Here is a 15,674-nt window from a genome sequence, read left to right on the forward strand (position 1 = left end):
ATTACGACAGAAGCAGCATTTATGCGCATCTCGGCGTCTTTGCGGGGTTTGGCGCGCTTCCCTTTGACGGGCCTATCAGGTTGCTCAACCTCCCCGGTGGACACCATTACGACAGAAGCAGCATTTATGCGCATCTCGGCGTCTTTGCGGGGTTTGGCGCGCTTCCCTTTGACGGGCCTATCAGGTTGCTCAACCTCCCCCGTGGACACGGCGACGACCTCACCGGCGGCGACGCGCCGGGTGAGCGCCGAGCCGAGCATCGCGGTCCGGCGGGCCAGGAGCTGCTGGACGCGGGCCGCGGCGGTGATCCAGTTGGTCACCGCCGTGCGGTGCAGCATGGTGTCGCCCAGCGCGATGGCGATGCCGAGCAGCCCGATGAGGGCACCCGCGAGGGCGAGGCGTCCGCCGGACCGGTCGAGCACGGCCTCGACGGCGATGCCCACCATGTACGGCAGGCCCGCGATGGAGCCGAAGTGGAGGAGCCCCCAGGCGAGGGACTTGAGCTGCCCGCCGAGCTGGTTGCGGCCCAGCCACAGCAGGAAGCGCGGCCCCGACCGGACATCGGGGACGCCGGGATCGGTGTACGGAAGGTCGCGAATCTGCATGACGTCCCAGGACTCGGTGCGGCGGCCGTCGCTCCGACGGGGTGACGAGGGAGCGAACGGCGGTTACAAACCGTGAAAGGTTCGCCTCGCGCGGTGGTCCGAAGCAAACGGTTTTCCGCCCTGAGGTAAAGAATCGGCCCGGTCCCGGCGTGGGCGGTGAGGCTGGGCGGGGGTGACGCGGACCGGGTGCGACCATGGGCGGATGCGTATAGCGGGTGCGGTACGAACGGTGGTCGCGGCGGCGGCCTGTGGTGTCCTTCTGACGTCCTGCGGGAGCGGGGACTCGTCGGACAAGGGCGACGCCGGACACGGCAACAGTGCCGAGCGCGGCGACGGCGCCCACGGCGAGAGCGCCGACCTGCGGCGCATTCCCGACGTGGGTGACCGTCTGCAGTCCAAGATCCCCAAGGACTCGCGGCAGGTCGTCGCGGTCTACGGCGACGGGGCGAACTCGGCGGACTCGACCGTCGTGCTCTACACGAAGTCGGGCGGCAAGGACGCGACCTGGGACAAGGCCCGGAGCTGGCCCGCGCACAACGGCAAGAGGGGCTGGACCACCGACCACCGCGAGAACGACAAGCGCAGCCCGGTCGGCGTGTTCACGCTCACCGACGCGGGCGGTGTCCTGACGGACCCGGGCGCCAAGTTCCCGTACACGAAGTCCTCGTCGATGCAGGCGCCGCACTACTGGCCGAAGACGCACTGGCACGACTTCGACTACGTCATCGCCATCGACTACAACCGCGCCAAGGGCACCCCTCCGAACGACCCGACCCGCCCGCAGGGCCAGTCCAAGGGCGGCAGCATCTGGCTGCACATGGACCACGGCAGCGGCACCTCGGGCTGCGTGAGCCTGTCCAAGGCGGGCATGGAGCATCTGTTGCGCACGCTCGACCCGAAGCAGCACCCGGTCGTGGTCATGGGGGACAAGGCGAACCTGTCGGCGTGAGCCGCGACGTGCGCGGTGGCCGTCGCCCATTGCGGTGATCGGCCACTGCGCCTAGAAATCCCCCATGAGAAGACGCGTCATGTCCATGCTCGTGGGGGCGGCCCTCGCGGCGAGCACCCTCCTCGGCGGTGCCGGTCCCGCCACGGCAGCGGCACCCCCACCGGAATTCGGCAACGACTGGCACGACCCGGTCACCGCCGCGCCCCCGGTGTCGAAACCGCAGACCACGTCCTGCGAAGTGAAGCTCGCCGAGGCGCAGTTCAGGGACTTCACGCCGTACAAGGGCGACTATGCGCCACCGCGCGCCTGCGGGGAGAGCGGGCGTTGGGGCAAGGTGGTCCTGCGTATGGACGGCAAGGTGAAGGGGCGTCAGTACGACCGTCTCGGCTACCTCCGCGTCGGTGGCGTCGAGGTGTTCCGTATGTCGACTCCGGAGCCGTCGGTCGACGGCATCGCCTGGTCCGTGGAGAAGGACGTCACCCGCTACCGCGAGACGTTCTCCCGCGACCGGCAGGTCGAGATGCTGATCGGGAACGTCGTCGACGAGACGTACACCGGGATCATCGACGTCAAGGTCACGCTCACGTTCTACGCGCCGGAACGGCGCAACGAGCCCCGGCAGCCGCGTGACGCGACCCTTTCCGCCACGGCCGCCCCCTCCACCCAGACTGCCTCTTCCACCCAGGCCGCCCCCTCCACTCAAGCTGTCACCTCCGCCCCGGCCGCCGCACCCGACCGTGTCATTCCGCTCGGCGACAGCACCAGCCTCAGCACGCCGCGCAACAGTGAACGCATCGTCGCCGAGGTGTACGCGACCGGTTCCGGTGGTGGATGCGAGGAGTACTGGTACCTGACGGTGCCCGATGCCGCGCCCTACTCCTGCAAGGCGGACCAGGGTCCCTACCGCGAGGTGCAGGTCACGGTCGACGGCCGACTGGCGGGTATCGCCGCGCCGTTCCCGACCGTGTGGACCGGTGGCTGGTCCAACCCGTTCCTCTGGTACGTGATCCCGGGCCCGCGCGCCTTCGACATCAAGCCCGTCGAGTACGACCTGACGCCCTTCGCGGGCCTGCTCAACGACGGTCGGCCGCACAAGGTGGAGGTCTCCGTCGTCGGCGTCCCGGAGGCGCAGACGGGCTGGAACACCCCCGTCAACGTGCTGGTCTGGCAGGACGAGCAGAAGGAGCGCGTCACGGGCGGCCTGATCCGCCACGCCGAGGGTGACCTCGTCAATGAGCCTTCGTACACGCCGGGGTCGGGCGATGCGCCGCACAGGTTGCAGACCAGGGGCGGCCACCGGCTGAGCATTTCGGGATACGTGAACACCTCGCACGGCCGCGTCGCGACGACCGTGACCCGGACCCTGGCGAACACGTCCGCACACCGCTGGACCGAGGGCGAGACGATGGACGCGCTCAAGGCCACCTGGACGGACCGGGAGACGGTCACCACCGGTCGCCGCGCCGTGCGCCGCGACCGGACGTACACCATGGACGGCACCACGACACTCGGCGCGGGCGACCGGCTGCGGACCGAGATCTCCCTCGGCGACCGCGCGGAGAGCGGCACGACGCAGTACGGGAAGGGCGGCGAACGGCGGGTGAACCGGTCGGTCACGGACGACCGTTACGACGGCGACGCGACCTACACCGCGAACGTCCCGCGCGACCAGCGGCACGCGGTGGGAACCTCGCGCGAGCGCTACCGGATGATCGGCGACGGCGGCTGCTACGACCGCACGCTGGCCACCGTCCAGGGAACCCTGACGGAGGATCGGCTGCGCTGCTGAACGGAGTGTGCGGGAACGGTCGGGTCTGGTCCGACGTGCTCCTCCTGCCGGACACGGAGCGGGCCGAGAAGGTGCTCCGTGTGCGGCGGACGGGCCCGGCAGCGTCGAGGCGCGTGCCGCCGGGCCCAAGTCACTGCTCCCCGCTACGCCTTCGGCTTCTCCGAGTCCATTCCCGGACGCGCCTTCTTCCACAGGCCGCGGGTGAAGTCCGGGATCGCCTGGGGCGCGCCCTTCGCCTTGATCGACAGGTGGCTGAGCGGCACGGGCGCCGTCCACGTCGCGGCGTCGTACACGTCGAAGTCCGGGACGAGGCCGAGCTGCATGGTCTGCATCAGGCGGAAGATCATGATGTAGTCCATGCCGCCGTGCCCGCCCGGCGGGTTGGCGTGCTCCTTCCACAGCCAGTGGTCGAAGTCGGCGTACTTGCCGAAGTCGCCCCACTCGTCGTCCGTGTGGTCCGGCTCGATGTAGATGCGCTCCGGGTAGTCCTCGAAGACCCCCTTGGTGCCGCCCAGGCTGTTGATGCGGCTGTACGGGTGGGGAGTGGAGACGTCATGCTCCAGGCGGATGACCCGGCCCTTCGCCGTCTGCACCAGGCTGATGGTGCGGTCGCTCTCGATGTACGTCTCCTTCCAGCTCGGGTCGCCCGCCGGCATGTGCTCCTTGCGGTACGCCGCGAGGCCGAGGGCGGGCGTGCCGAAGCTGGAGATGTGCGTGACGCGGTCACCGCGGTTGACGTCCATGTAGTTGGCGACCGGGCCGAAGCCGTGGTTGGGGTAGAGGTCGCCCCGCAGCCGGGTGTGCCACAGGCGCCGCCAGGGCCCCTCGTAGTAGTCGGGGTCGAACATCAGGCCGCGCAGGTCATGGTTGTACGCGCCCGCTCCGTGCAGCAGGTCGCCGAACTTGCCCGCGTGCGCCATCCGCAGGACGCGCATCTCGTTCTTGCCGTAACAGCAGTTCTCCAGCTGCATGCAGTGCCTGCGGGTCCGCTCGGACAGGTCCACCAGCTCCCACAGCTGCTCCAGGCGCAGCGCGATCGGACACTCCACGCCGACGTGCTTGCCGTTCAGCATGGCGGTCCTGGCCATGTCGAAGTGGAAGTCCCAGGGTGACGCCACGTACACGAAGTCGAGGTCGCCGCGCTTGCAGAGGTTCTCGTAGTCGTGCTCGCCCTTGGTGTACGTCGCGGGGGCCGGCTGACCCGCGGCCGTCACCTTCTTCGCGGCTGCCGCGGTCTTCTCCTTGACCGGGTCGCAGAGCGCGACGACGCGCACGCCGGGTATCGCGAGGAACAGGTCGATCATGCTGCCGCCGCGGTTGCCGAGCCCGATGATGCCGACCCGCACGGTGCTCCGCCGCTCGAACGGCACCCCGATCATGGTCTTGCCCTTGAGGGCGGGGGCGGCGGCTGTGTCCGAGGCGTGCGCCGCGGCGGCGGGCGGAGTGGCGGGGGAGGCGGCGTGTGCCTGGCCGCTCGTGAAGGCGCCGACTCCGAGCCCGGCACCGGCGAGGCCCGCCGTGCGGAGAACCGTGCGCCGCGAGCGGCCGTCCCCCTTCGTTCCCTCGGCGATGTCGTCGGGGGTGGTGCCGTCAGGGTTCGGTGTCGCGTTCTCGTCGTGCATCGGACCTCCGTAGCTGTAGGGCGGCCGGCCGACGGGGGACCGTCGGCTGGTCTCTACCACTGGGCGGAAGTCACCCTGATGGGGGCACGGCCGGGGCGCAAGGGACCGAAGTGGTCAGGGAGTTGGACTTCTCTCGGCCGGGTGAAGGTGAGAAGAGCGGCGGTGCGGGAGATATCTGGCGCAACATCCCGGGCCGTCGCGCCCGCACGGCGTCCACGAGTGACCGAAAAGCGGGCAACGATCCCGGCGCCCGGTAGTACGGGTGGTTCGGAGTCCGCGACGTCCGCGAGCACACCGCCGCGCCACGGGTACGCCGCCGCCCTGCGAACCACGCCGCCGCCACCCTGCGAACCACGACGCCGCCGCGCCGCGACCACGTCGCCGCGCCGCGGACCACGCCCCTCAAGGACGCGTCGCGCGCTCCAACTCCAGGAGGACGGAGTAGTAGCCGCGGCCCGTCGCATGGTCCATGCCGACCTCGCACATGCGGTTCGCCGACAGGTGCGCGTCGAAGGAGCGGGCGGTGACCTCCTCGGCCTCCTTGCGGGTGGCCGACTCCGTGAGCTCCTTGTGGAGCATCCCGCGGTCGCCCGCGAAGGCACAGCATCCCGCGTCGTCCGGGACGACCACCTCGTCGGCGCAGGCCTCCGCGACGGCACGGAGCTGCGCCTCGTCGCCGAGGTGCTGCATGGAACAGGTGGGGTGCAGGACGGCCGAGCCGATGGTGCGGTGCACCGTCAGGTGGGGCAGCAGTTCGTCCGCGGCCCACACGAGGGAGTCGACGATCGTCAGCTCCCGGTGCAGCTCCCGGTTGTCGGGCGTCAGATACGGCAGCACCTCGTGCGCGATGCCGAGCGTGCAGGACGAGGCGTCGACGACCAGCGGCTGGCGGCCGCCAGCCGTCCAGCCCCAGGCGGCCTCCACGATGCGGTTGGCCATGACCCGGTTCCCGGCGTCGTAGCCCTTGGAGTGCCAGATCGTCGCGCAGCAGGTCCCCCGCACGTCGTCCGGAATCCAGACGGGCTTGCCCGCGCGTGCGGAGACGGCGACGACGGCCTCCGCGAGCGAGCGGTCGCCCGGGCCGCCGAAGATGCGGTTGACGCACGCCGGGTAGTAGACGGCGGCAGCGTCCGTGCGCCGGGTGCGCGGCAACGAGCGGGCGGCGGCCCCGGGGATCTGCGGCAGCCACTCCGGGACGAGGTCGGGGCGTACCGCCTTGCGGGCCGTGCGGGTCACCGTGGTGAGGAGCCGGTCGCCGATCCGGTCGGCGGCGGCCACCGCGAGCCGGGCGGCCGCCTCGACGGCCTTGAAGTTCTTCGCGGCGAGCGCGGCCGCCTTCTCCTCGCGGGGCGAGTGACGGGCGTGCCGGAAGTCCTTCATCAGGGCGCCCGTGTCGATGCCCACCGGGCAGGCCAGTTTGCAGGTCGAGTCGCCGGCGCAGGTGTCCACGGCGTCGTAGCCGTACGCCTCGACGAGGCCGTCCTCCACCGGGGAGCCGGGGGACTGGCGCATCATCTCGCGGCGCAGCACGATGCGCTGGCGCGGCGTCGTGGTCAGGTCCTCGCTGGGGCAGGTGGGCTCGCAGAACCCGCACTCGATGCACGGGTCGGCGATCAGCTCCACCTTGGGGATGGTCTTCAGGCCCCTGAGGTGTGCCTGGGGATCGCGGTCGAGCACGATGCGCGGCGCGAGGACCCCGTCGGGGTCGATGACCTGCTTCGTGCGCCACATCAACTGGGTCGCCTTGGGGCCCCATTCGAGCTCCAGGAACGGCGCGATGTTGCGCCCGGTGGCGTGCTCCGCCTTGAGGGAGCCGTCGAACCGCTTCACGGTGAGGCGGCAGAAGTCGTCCATGAAGGCGGCGTAGCGCGCGACGTCCGCGGGGACCGCCGCGTCGAAGGCCAGCAGGAAGTGGAGGTTGCCGTGCGCCGCGTGGCCCGCGACGGCGGCGTCGAAGCCGTGCCGCGTCTGGAGGTCGAGGAGCGCCTCGCAGGCCTCGGCGAGCCGCCCCGGCGGGACCGCGAAGTCCTCGGTGATCAGTGTCGTCCCGGAGGGGCGGGAGCCGCCGACGGCGGTGACGAACGCCTTGCGCGCCTTCCAGTAGCCGCCGATCGTCTTCGCGTCGCGCGTGAAGGCGTTGGTCACCGAGGCGACCGGCGCGACCAGTTCGAGCCCCTCCAGGGCCTGGGCGGCGGCCGTCTCGTAGGCCTCCTGGGTGGCCTCGTCCGGGGCGCGGAACTCCACCAGGAGCGCGGCCGTCGACTTCGGGAGGTCGGCCCAGTCGGCGGGGACGCCCTGGACGCTGACCGACGCGCGCAGGGTGTTGCCGTCCATCAGCTCGACGGCGAGCGCGCCGGCGGCGTTGAACAGCGGCACCGCCGCGGCGGCCGCGGGCAGCGAGGGGAAGAACAGCAGCGCGGTCGTCGTGTGCCGGTCCAGCGGCAGCGTGTCGAAGACGATCTCGGAGAGGAACCCGAAGGTGCCCTCGGAGCCGACCATCAGGCCGCGCAGGATCTCCACGGGGGTCGTGCCGTCCAGGAAGGCGTCCAGGCGGTAGCCGTTGGTGTTCTTGATCTCGTACTTGGCGCGGATACGGGCCACCAGCTCGGGGTCCGCCTCGATCTCGCGCTTGATCGCCAGCAGTCCCGCGCACAGGTCGGGCTCCGCGTGCGCCAGCTGCTCGTCGGCGTCCGGCTCGGCCGTGTCGACCACCGTCCCGGAGGGGAGGACGCAGGTCAGCGAGGCGACGGTGCGGTACGAATTGCGGGTGGTGCCGGCCGTCATGCCCGACGCGTTGTTCGCGACGACGCCGCCCACGGTGCAGGCGATCGCGCTCGCCGGGTCGGGGCCGAGCACCCGGCCGAAGCGGGCGAGGGTGATGTTGGCGCGCAGGACCGTCGTGCCGGGGCCGATGCGCGCCCGCTCGCCCTCGCCGAGGACGTCGATGCCCGACCAGTGCTTGCGCACGTCGACGAGGATGTCCTCCCCCTGGGCCTGGCCGTTCAGCGAGGTGCCGGCCGCCCGGAAGACCACCTCGCGGCCCCTGCCGTGGGCGTACGACAGGACGGCCGACACGTCGTCGATGTCCTCGGGGACGACCACGACCTGGGGCAGGAAGCGGTAGGGGCTGGCGTCCGAGGCGTACCGCACGAGGTCGGAGACCTTCGTCAGGACCTTGTCGGCGCCCAGCAGCGCGATCAGCTCGGAGCGCAGCGGCTCCGGGGTGCCGGCCGCCCGCCGGTCCGGCACGCGGTCGGGTGACGGGCCCTTCGCGCGGGCGGGGTGGCTGGGGCGCAGGGCGTCCGGCTCGGGCTCCAGCAGCGGCATGAGCTCTCCTCGGCGGTTGCGGCGGCGTACCGGCGGTCGGCGGCGCCCGGCGGGGCGGACGTCAGCAGGGGCGGCGGACGTCCGACACGTCGAACAGCGCGTTCAGCAGGACGCCCAGCTGCGCGCGCTGCTCGGCGTCCAATGGAGCAAGGATGTCCTCTGCGGCGGTCCGGCGCGCGCTGCGCAGCTCACCGAGGGCCTTGAGTCCCGCGTCGGTGAGCTCGATGCGGATCACCCTGCGGTTGGTGGGGTCGGGCGCGCGGCGCACGAGATCGGCGCTCTCCAGGCCGTCGACCAGGGTCGTCACGGCGCGGGGCACGACTTCGAGGCGCTCGGCGAGGTCGGTCATGCGGGGCGGGGTCTCGTAGTGCGCGAGGGTGCGGAGGAGGCGGGACTGCGCGGGTGTGATGCCGATCGGGACCAGATGGCGCTTCTGGATCCGCTGCAGCCGGCGGGTGAGCCGCAGCAGCTGTTCGGCGAGCAGGCCGTCGGGGTCCGGGGTGTTCATGCGGGAACATTATCAGGACCTTGTGCATTGTGAGTATAGGTAACAGTGAGCTACGCTCTCTGAGTCATCGTCGTCCGAAAACCCGTAGGAGCCCATGCGTCACGACGAACCCACCTGGACGCCGCAGCCCCCCGCCCCGGGCGAGGAGGCGCAGCCGCGCCAGATGCGCCGCATCCTTCACCTCTTCCGTCCCTACCGGGGCCGCCTCGCGATCGTGGGCCTGCTGGTCTGCGCCGCCTCGCTCGTCTCGGTCGCCACCCCGTTCCTGCTCAAGGAGATCCTCGACACCGCCCTGCCCCAGGGCCGCACGGGCCTGCTCAGCCTGCTCGCGCTCGGCATGATCCTCAGCGCGGTCGTCACGAGCGTCTTCGGCGTCCTGCAGACCCTGATCAGCACGTCCGTGGGCCAGCGCGTGATGCACGACCTGCGCACCGCGGTCTACGGCCGGCTGCAGAGCATGTCCCTGGCCTTCTTCACCCGCACCCGCACCGGCGAGGTCCAGTCCCGCATCGCCAACGACATCGGCGGCATGCAGGCGACGGTCACCTCCACGGCCACGTCCCTGGTCTCGAACCTGACGAGCGTCATCGCGACCGTCGTCGCCATGCTCGCCCTGGACTGGCGGCTCACCGTCGTCTCCCTGCTGCTGCTCCCGGTCTTCGTGTGGATCAGCCGCCGCGTGGGGCGCGAGCGCAAGAAGATCGCCACGCAGCGCCAGAAGCAGATGGCCGTGATGGCCGCGACGGTCACCGAATCGCTCTCCGTCAGCGGCATCGTCCTCGGCCGCACGATGGGCCGCGCCGACTCCCTCACCAAGTCCTTCGCCGACGAGTCCGAGCAGCTGGTCGACCTGGAGATCCGGTCGAACATGGCCGGCCGCTGGCGCATGGCCGTCATCACGATCGTCATGGCCGCCATGCCCGCCGTCATCTACTGGACCGCGGGCATCGCCTTCCAGATGGGCGGCCCCACCGTCTCGATCGGCACGCTGGTCGCCTTCGTCTCGCTCCAGCAGGGCCTGTTCCGGCCCACGGTGAGCCTGCTCTCCACCGGCGTCCAGATCCAGACCTCGCTCGCGCTCTTCCAGCGCATCTTCGAGTACCTCGACCTGCCCGTCGACATCACCGAGCCCGACGAGCCCGTGCACCTCGACCAGATCAAGGGCGAGGTCCGCTTCGAGGACGTCGAGTTCCGTTACGACGACACGTCGGGCCCCACGCTGCAGGACATCGACATCGCGATACCCGCGGGCGGCAGCCTCGCCGTCGTCGGACCCACCGGTTCCGGCAAGTCGACCCTGAGTCACCTGGTGCCCCGGCTCTACGACGTCACGAGCGGTCGCGTCACCCTCGACGGGGTCGACGTCCGCGACCTCGACTTCGACACCCTCGCGCGCGCCGTCGGCGTCGTCTCCCAGGAGACGTACCTCTTCCACGCCTCGGTCGGCGACAACCTCCGCTTCGCCAAGCCCGACGCCACCGACGAGGAGCTCGTCACCGCCGCCCGCGCCGCCCAGATCCACGACCACATCGCGTCCCTGCCCGACGGGTACGACACGGTCGTCGGCGAGCGCGGCCACCGCTTCTCCGGCGGCGAGAAGCAGCGCCTGGCCATCGCCCGCACCATCCTGCGGGACCCCCCGGTCCTCATCCTCGACGAGGCGACCAGCGCCCTGGACACCCGCACCGAGCGCGCCGTGCAGGAAGCGATCGACGCCCTGTCCGCGGGCCGGACCACCCTCACCATCGCCCACCGCCTCTCCACCGTCCGGGGCGCCGACCAGATCGTTGTCCTGGACGCGGGCCGCACCGCCGAGCGCGGCACCCACGAGGAGCTCCTCGCGTACGACGGCCGTTACGCCGCCCTCGTCCGCCGAGACGCTCAACTGGAGCCGACGACATAAAGATGTGCCGGGATTATTACGATTTGCGGGTTAACGTGCCCGCATGCAGACCAAGACTCCGCGAAGGGGCACGATCCGACTGACGCGGCGGGGCCGGATCGCCCTGATCGCGATCGGAGCCGCCGCCGCGGCCACCGCCGTGGCGGTGCCGCTGCTGCTTCCCGACGACGACGCCCGGCCCGAGGTCCTGACCATCCCCGAGGGGTGGCGTTCCGCCCAGGTGTACGCGGCGGTGGACAAGGCCCTCGGGGTGCCCGCCGGCACCACCAAGAAGGACCTCCCGAAGGCCGACCTCAAACTTCCCCGTGACGCCGGAGGCAACCCCGAGGGGTACCTCTTTCCGGCCACGTATCCGATCAGCTCCCAGTCGACCCCCAGCTCCGTGCTGTCCTACATGGTGAACACGGCGAACAAGAAGTTCAGCGGTGGACAGGTCACGGCGGGCGCCGACCGAAATGCTGTGAACGTCTACCAGACCGTCACCATCGCGAGCATGATCGAGGCCGAGGCGGGATCCAAGGCGGAGATGGGCAAGGTCGCCAGGGTCATCTACAACCGCCTCGACCAAGGCATGCCGCTGCAGATGGACTCCACCATCAACTACGCGCTCAACCGCTCCACCCTGGCCACCAGCGAACGCGACACGAAGATCACCAGCCCCTACAACACCTACGCACGCATGGGTCTGCCGCCCACGCCGATCGGCAACCCCGGCGAGGAGGCCATGCGCGCGGCGATCAACCCGACCCCGGGCAACTGGTTGTACTTCGTGACCGTGAAGCCGGGCGACACGCGTTTCACGGCGACCTTCGAGGAACACCAGAAGAATGTGGGGGAGTTCAACAGGGAGAAGTAGCACGAGGCCAGGGGGGCGGTTTTCACTCGCCGGGTCGGCTTCTCCTTGACCTCAACTGTGGTTCAGGTACAACGCTTTTTTCCGACCGTACCGATCAGTATGCAGGAGGAGCCGATCATGCCCGCACCGATATCACACGCCTTTCCCGACGTCCGACGTGCGGACGCCGGGACGATCCTCGTCAGCTCCTGGCCCCTGCCCGCCGCAGGGGTCCAGAAGCAGGCCGCGGACCTGGTGATCGAGGAGTGGGAACATCTGGAACGCCCGGCAGGCATGCTCTCGTTCACCACGTTCCTCAGCGAGAACGGCCGGGAAGTCCTCAACTACGCGCAGTGGACGTGCGACGACGCCCACCGCGCGTGGGCGCGTGCGGTGCGGCGCTCGGAGGACCTGAACCGGGTCGACCGGATGGTCCTGGGCATCGAGCGCCCGGGCGAGGTGCGCTACGCGCTCTACCGCAGCTACGCGACCGAACAGCGGCGCGACCTGGCCCCCGGCGCCCTGGTCACCCCGACGTTCGAGACCGAGGGCCCCGCATGTCAACGGGCCTTCGTCGACAGGGTCGTGGACATCCTGGAGCGCACCCGCCCGCCGGGGCTGCTCGCGGCCCACTTCCACACGAGCAAGGACGGCCGCCGGGTCCTCAACCACGCGGAATGGAAGGACCTTGCGGCCTGGCGCCGCTACACGGAGAGCGGCGGCACGGTCGAACTGGGCCTGATGATCGAGGGGCTGGACGGCGTCACCCCGGCCCCGACCCGGCCCAGCGTCCCGCGCTACCTCCCGTACAAGAGCCTGGTGAACGTCACCGCACCGTAGCCGTCGGCCGTGCGCCGGGCGGAACCCGGGCCTCTTGTGCCGCGCCGGGCGGCGCGAGAGGCTGGCCCGCACCGTACGCCGCACCACGGGCAACGACCGTACAGCGCACCGCACATGACCCGACCCGCCCCAGGTCCACGAAAGGTTCAGGTGCACCGGGTATGACAACGCGCTCCCGTCGGCGGCAGGCAGCGGTGCTGCTCTGCGCCACCGCGATGACCACCGGCCTGCTCGGCGCGACGACCGCCACCGCCACCGCCGCCTCGTCCGCCACGGCCGCCTCCTCCGGCGCCGTCCCTGCTGCCACCGGCCCCGGGCCGCTCGCCGGCACCGCGGGAAAGCTGCGGCTCGCGAGCGGTGCCGACGTCGCCGTCCCCGACGGCTGGATCGTGGTGCTGAAGGAGTCGGGACCCGCAGGCGCGCGCACATCCGCCGCCGTGCCGGGCGTGGCACGGGAACTCGTCGGCGCGGCCCCGGGCGCACGGCTCGGGCACGTGTACCGGTCCGCGCTGCACGGCTTCTCCGCCCGGATGAGCCGGGACCGCGCGCAGCGGGTTGCCGCCGACCCCCGCGTCGCCTACGTCCGCCAGGACACCCGGGTCCGCGTCGACACCCCGCGCCGCGGCGGCCCCCCGGCCGGTTCCGCGAGCCTCGCACCGGGCGACCAGACGCAGGCCGGCGCGCCCTGGGGCCTCGACCGCATCGACCAGCGGCGCCTTCCGCTGTCCACCACGTACACCTACCGCACCTACGCCCCGGCCGTGAGCGTGTACGTGATCGACACCGGACTGCGCACCACGCACAGCGAGTTCGGCGGCCGCGCCTCGGTCGGCACCGACACCGTGGGCGACGGTCAGAACGGCAACGACTGCAACGGCCACGGCACGCATGTGGGCGGCATCGCGGCCGGCAAGACCTACGGGGTGGCCAAACAGGCCAGGCTGGTGGCGGTACGCGTCCTCGACTGCCAGGGTGCGGGCACCGTCTCGGGAGTCGTCGCCGGGGTCGACTGGGTGACGGCCAAGGCGGCCGGGCCGGCCGTCGCGAACATGAGCCTCGGCGGCGCGGCCAGCGAGGTCCTCGACACAGCGGTACGGCGATCCATCCGCTCCGGTGTCACCTACACCGTCTCGGCGGGCAGTTCGGGCCAGGCGAACGGGGCCTGCACCACCTCGCCCGCGCGGGTGGCGGAGACCATCGGCGTCGGCGCGAGCGACCGCAGTGACCGCCGGGCCTCCTCCTCCAACTACGGCAACTGCGTGGCCCTGTTCGCCCCCGGCGTGCAGATCCCATCGGCCTGGAAGGACGGCGACACGGCGACGGCCACGCTCAGCGGCACGTCGATGGCCACCGGTCATGTGGCGGGCGCCGCCGCGCTGCACCTCGCCTTCCGGCCCACGGACACGCCCGCACAGGTCAAGCGGGGGCTCGTCGACAACGCCACCACGGGAGCCCTCCAGGGCACCCCGCCGGTCGCACCCGACCGACTGCTCTACACCCTGTACCTGCCCTAGGTCTGTACCCGCTGTACCCGCTGGGTCTGTACCCGCTACGTCTGTACCCGCCCGAAGGCACTGCACCTACCGGGGCGGACGACGAACCAGGGCCCGGGCCGCACGGACCCGGGGGCGCCGCGCCCGTCCCACGCCGCGTCCGCTCACGCCGCGACCGGCGCCCCCGCCAGCAGCCGCTGGATCTCCCGCACCGCGGCCCGCCCCGCGCGGTTGGCGCCGATCGTGCTCGCCGACGGCCCGTACCCCACCAGGTGGACGCGCGGGTCCGCCGCGGCCCGGGTGCCTTCGAGCCGGATGCCGCCGCCCGTTTCCCGCAGCCGCAGCGGCGCGAGGTGGTCGATCGCCGGGCGGAAGCCCGTCGCCCACAGGATGACGTCGGCGTCCACGCGGCGGCCGTCGTCCCAGGCGACGCCGGTCGGCGTGATCCGGTCGAACATCGGCAGCCGGTCCAGGACGCCGTCGGCCCGCGCCCGGCGGATCGCGTCGTTCACCGGCAGCCCGGTCACGGACACCACGCTGCGCGGGGGCAACCCCTGGCGTACCCGCTCCTCGACCATGGCGACCGCGGCGCGCCCCCAGTCCTCGTCGAACGGCCCCTCGCGGAACACCGGCGGGCGCCGGGTCACCCAGGTGGTCGCGGCCGCGTAGGGGGCGATCTCCATCAGGTGCTGGGTGCCGGACGCGCCGCCGCCCACGACGACCACCCGCTGCCCGGCGAACGCCTCGGGGCCGGGGTAGATCGCCGTGTGCAGCTGTCGTCCCAGGAACGTCTCCTGGCCCGGGTAGCGCGGCCAGAAGGGCCGGTCCCAGGTGCCCGTCGCGTTGATCAGCGCGCGCGTGGACCAGGTACCGGCCGACGTCTCGACCAGGAGCCGTCCGCCGTCGCCCTCGCTGACCTCGTGCACGTCCACGGGGCGCCGTACGCGCAGGTCGAAGCGGCGCTCGTACGCGGCGAAGTACTCCCCGATGACCTCCGAGGACGGGCGTGCGGGGTCCGCGCCCGTCAGTTGCATGCCGGGCAGCGCGTACATGCCGTGCACCTTCCCGTACGTCAGGGAGGGCCAGCGGAACTGCCAGGCGCCGCCGGGCCGGGGCGCGTGGTCGAGGACCACGAAGTCCCGGTCCGGCTCGAAGCCGACCCGCCGCAGGTGGTGGGCGCTGGACAGGCCCGCCTGCCCGGCGCCGACGACGACCACGTCCACGTCCTGTACCGCCGCCGGGGCGGCCGCGTCTCGTACCCCGATGTCGTTCACGTTTCTACTAACTCGCTCAGGGGCGGAGATCTTCCCGATCCGGCGTGTCCGTCGACTCGATGTCCGTCGACTCGACGGTGAGGAACGAGAGGACCTCGTCACCGATGTTCTTGAGGTCGTGCAGGTGGTGCCGTCCCGCGGCCAGGCGGAAGTGCCGGGTCTGCCCGCGGGCGAACGTGATCTCCCGGCTCGCACCGTCGGACGAGTGCTGGCGGGCGTGCCCGTCGGTGAGGGCGATCCAGGTGTAGTCCCGCACGTGCCGGTGCACGGGGAGACGCTCTCCCGGCCGCAGGTGCGTCTCCCACACCCGGACCGGCCCGGACTCCTTGAGGAGGGTCTGGCCCAGCCGGTCGTGGTGGGCGTTGTCGTCGAATTCCTGGTGCAGCGGCGGGCTCCAGCGGTCGAAGCCCTCGGCGACGACCGTGCTGGTGAGAGGGGGAACGGCAGGGGAATCGTGGCCCACGGACGAGGTCCTTCCGGTGGTGTCGGCATCGTGTTTCAGGGGAGTGCCGCGCCGCAGGGAGCGCGT

Annotated in this window: 11 protein-coding genes and 1 pseudogene; 6 read left to right on the forward strand and 6 right to left on the reverse strand. The window is 71.4% G+C overall.

What is annotated here, in order from left to right:
- A pseudogene (locus tag ACFYXE_RS28400) lies at positions 1-605 on the reverse strand (hypothetical protein); the annotation flags it as partial.
- A 202-nt stretch (positions 606-807) separates the two neighbouring features.
- Between ACFYXE_RS28400 and ACFYXE_RS28405 the strand changes: the two are divergent.
- Together ACFYXE_RS28405 and ACFYXE_RS28410 are read left to right on the forward strand one after the other, a co-directional pair.
- Positions 808-1,554 carry a L,D-transpeptidase family protein gene (locus ACFYXE_RS28405; protein WP_389317007.1) on the forward strand — a complete coding sequence of 249 codons (747 nt, stop codon included), beginning with the start codon at positions 808-810 and terminating at the stop codon, positions 1,552-1,554.
- A gap of 64 nt (positions 1,555-1,618) precedes the next feature.
- Positions 1,619-3,343 carry a peptide-N4-asparagine amidase gene (locus ACFYXE_RS28410; RefSeq protein WP_389317010.1) on the forward strand — a complete coding sequence of 575 codons (1,725 nt, stop codon included), beginning with the start codon at positions 1,619-1,621 and terminating at the stop codon, positions 3,341-3,343.
- A 143-nt stretch (positions 3,344-3,486) separates the two neighbouring features.
- Here ACFYXE_RS28410 and ACFYXE_RS28415 read toward each other — a convergent pair whose 3' ends face one another.
- The 3 genes from ACFYXE_RS28415 to ACFYXE_RS28425 form a co-directional block, all read right to left on the reverse strand.
- A complete protein-coding gene (locus ACFYXE_RS28415) occupies positions 3,487-4,965 on the reverse strand; it encodes a Gfo/Idh/MocA family protein (RefSeq protein WP_389317013.1) in 1,479 nt (492 codons plus the stop codon).
- A 402-nt stretch (positions 4,966-5,367) separates the two neighbouring features.
- Positions 5,368-8,292, reverse strand: coding sequence for an FAD-binding and (Fe-S)-binding domain-containing protein (locus tag ACFYXE_RS28420; RefSeq protein WP_389317016.1), 2,925 nt, complete (start codon positions 8,290-8,292; stop codon positions 5,368-5,370).
- A gap of 61 nt (positions 8,293-8,353) precedes the next feature.
- A complete protein-coding gene (locus ACFYXE_RS28425; protein ID WP_389317019.1) occupies positions 8,354-8,800 on the reverse strand; it encodes a MarR family winged helix-turn-helix transcriptional regulator in 447 nt (148 codons plus the stop codon).
- Positions 8,801-8,894: 94 nt separating this feature from the next.
- Between ACFYXE_RS28425 and ACFYXE_RS28430 the strand changes: the two genes are divergently transcribed.
- From ACFYXE_RS28430 to ACFYXE_RS28445, 4 genes are all read left to right on the forward strand, one after another.
- The gene (locus ACFYXE_RS28430) at positions 8,895-10,703 is read left to right on the forward strand and encodes an ABC transporter ATP-binding protein (RefSeq protein ID WP_389317022.1); all 1,809 of its coding nucleotides are present in this window, start codon (positions 8,895-8,897) and stop codon (positions 10,701-10,703) included.
- A 43-nt stretch (positions 10,704-10,746) separates the two neighbouring features.
- The gene (gene mltG / locus ACFYXE_RS28435) at positions 10,747-11,559 is read left to right on the forward strand and encodes an endolytic transglycosylase MltG (protein ID WP_389317025.1); all 813 of its coding nucleotides are present in this window, start codon (positions 10,747-10,749) and stop codon (positions 11,557-11,559) included.
- Between the two features lie 117 nt (positions 11,560-11,676).
- Positions 11,677-12,378 carry an antibiotic biosynthesis monooxygenase gene (locus ACFYXE_RS28440; protein ID WP_389317028.1) on the forward strand — a complete coding sequence of 234 codons (702 nt, stop codon included), beginning with the start codon at positions 11,677-11,679 and terminating at the stop codon, positions 12,376-12,378.
- 215 nt (positions 12,379-12,593) lie between these two features.
- Positions 12,594-13,892, forward strand: a complete 1,299-nt coding sequence (locus tag ACFYXE_RS28445; RefSeq protein ID WP_389317606.1) for a S8 family peptidase — start codon at positions 12,594-12,596, stop codon at positions 13,890-13,892.
- A 143-nt stretch (positions 13,893-14,035) separates the two neighbouring features.
- On the opposite strand, the gene ACFYXE_RS28450 is transcribed toward ACFYXE_RS28445, so the two are convergent.
- Positions 14,036-15,145: an NAD(P)-binding domain-containing protein gene (locus ACFYXE_RS28450; RefSeq protein ID WP_389317032.1), complete on the reverse strand. Its 1,110-nt coding sequence runs from the start codon at positions 15,143-15,145 to the stop codon at positions 14,036-14,038.
- A gap of 16 nt (positions 15,146-15,161) precedes the next feature.
- Positions 15,162-15,608 carry a hypothetical protein gene (locus ACFYXE_RS28455; RefSeq protein ID WP_389317035.1) on the reverse strand — a complete coding sequence of 149 codons (447 nt, stop codon included), beginning with the start codon at positions 15,606-15,608 and terminating at the stop codon, positions 15,162-15,164.
- Positions 15,609-15,674 lie beyond the last annotated feature (66 nt).

The organism is Streptomyces sp. NPDC002564 (assembly GCF_042889645.1).
Classification (GTDB): domain Bacteria; phylum Actinomycetota; class Actinomycetes; order Streptomycetales; family Streptomycetaceae; genus Streptomyces.

Bases quoted from the DNA above. Each gene is read 5' to 3' on its own strand.
- ACFYXE_RS28405 (WP_389317007.1), top strand. From the start codon at position 808: ATGCGTATAGCGGGTGCGGTACGAACGGTGGTCGCGGCGGCGGCCTGT.
- ACFYXE_RS28410 (WP_389317010.1), top strand. From the start codon at position 1,619: ATGAGAAGACGCGTCATGTCCATGCTCGTGGGGGCGGCCCTCGCGGCG.
- ACFYXE_RS28415 (WP_389317013.1), bottom strand. From the start codon at position 4,965: ATGCACGACGAGAACGCGACACCGAACCCTGACGGCACCACCCCCGAC.
- ACFYXE_RS28420 (WP_389317016.1), bottom strand. From the start codon at position 8,292: ATGCCGCTGCTGGAGCCCGAGCCGGACGCCCTGCGCCCCAGCCACCCC.
- ACFYXE_RS28425 (WP_389317019.1), bottom strand. From the start codon at position 8,800: ATGAACACCCCGGACCCCGACGGCCTGCTCGCCGAACAGCTGCTGCGG.
- ACFYXE_RS28430 (WP_389317022.1), top strand. From the start codon at position 8,895: ATGCGTCACGACGAACCCACCTGGACGCCGCAGCCCCCCGCCCCGGGC.
- mltG (WP_389317025.1), top strand. From the start codon at position 10,747: ATGCAGACCAAGACTCCGCGAAGGGGCACGATCCGACTGACGCGGCGG.
- ACFYXE_RS28440 (WP_389317028.1), top strand. From the start codon at position 11,677: ATGCCCGCACCGATATCACACGCCTTTCCCGACGTCCGACGTGCGGAC.
- ACFYXE_RS28445 (WP_389317606.1), top strand. From the start codon at position 12,594: ATGACCACCGGCCTGCTCGGCGCGACGACCGCCACCGCCACCGCCGCC.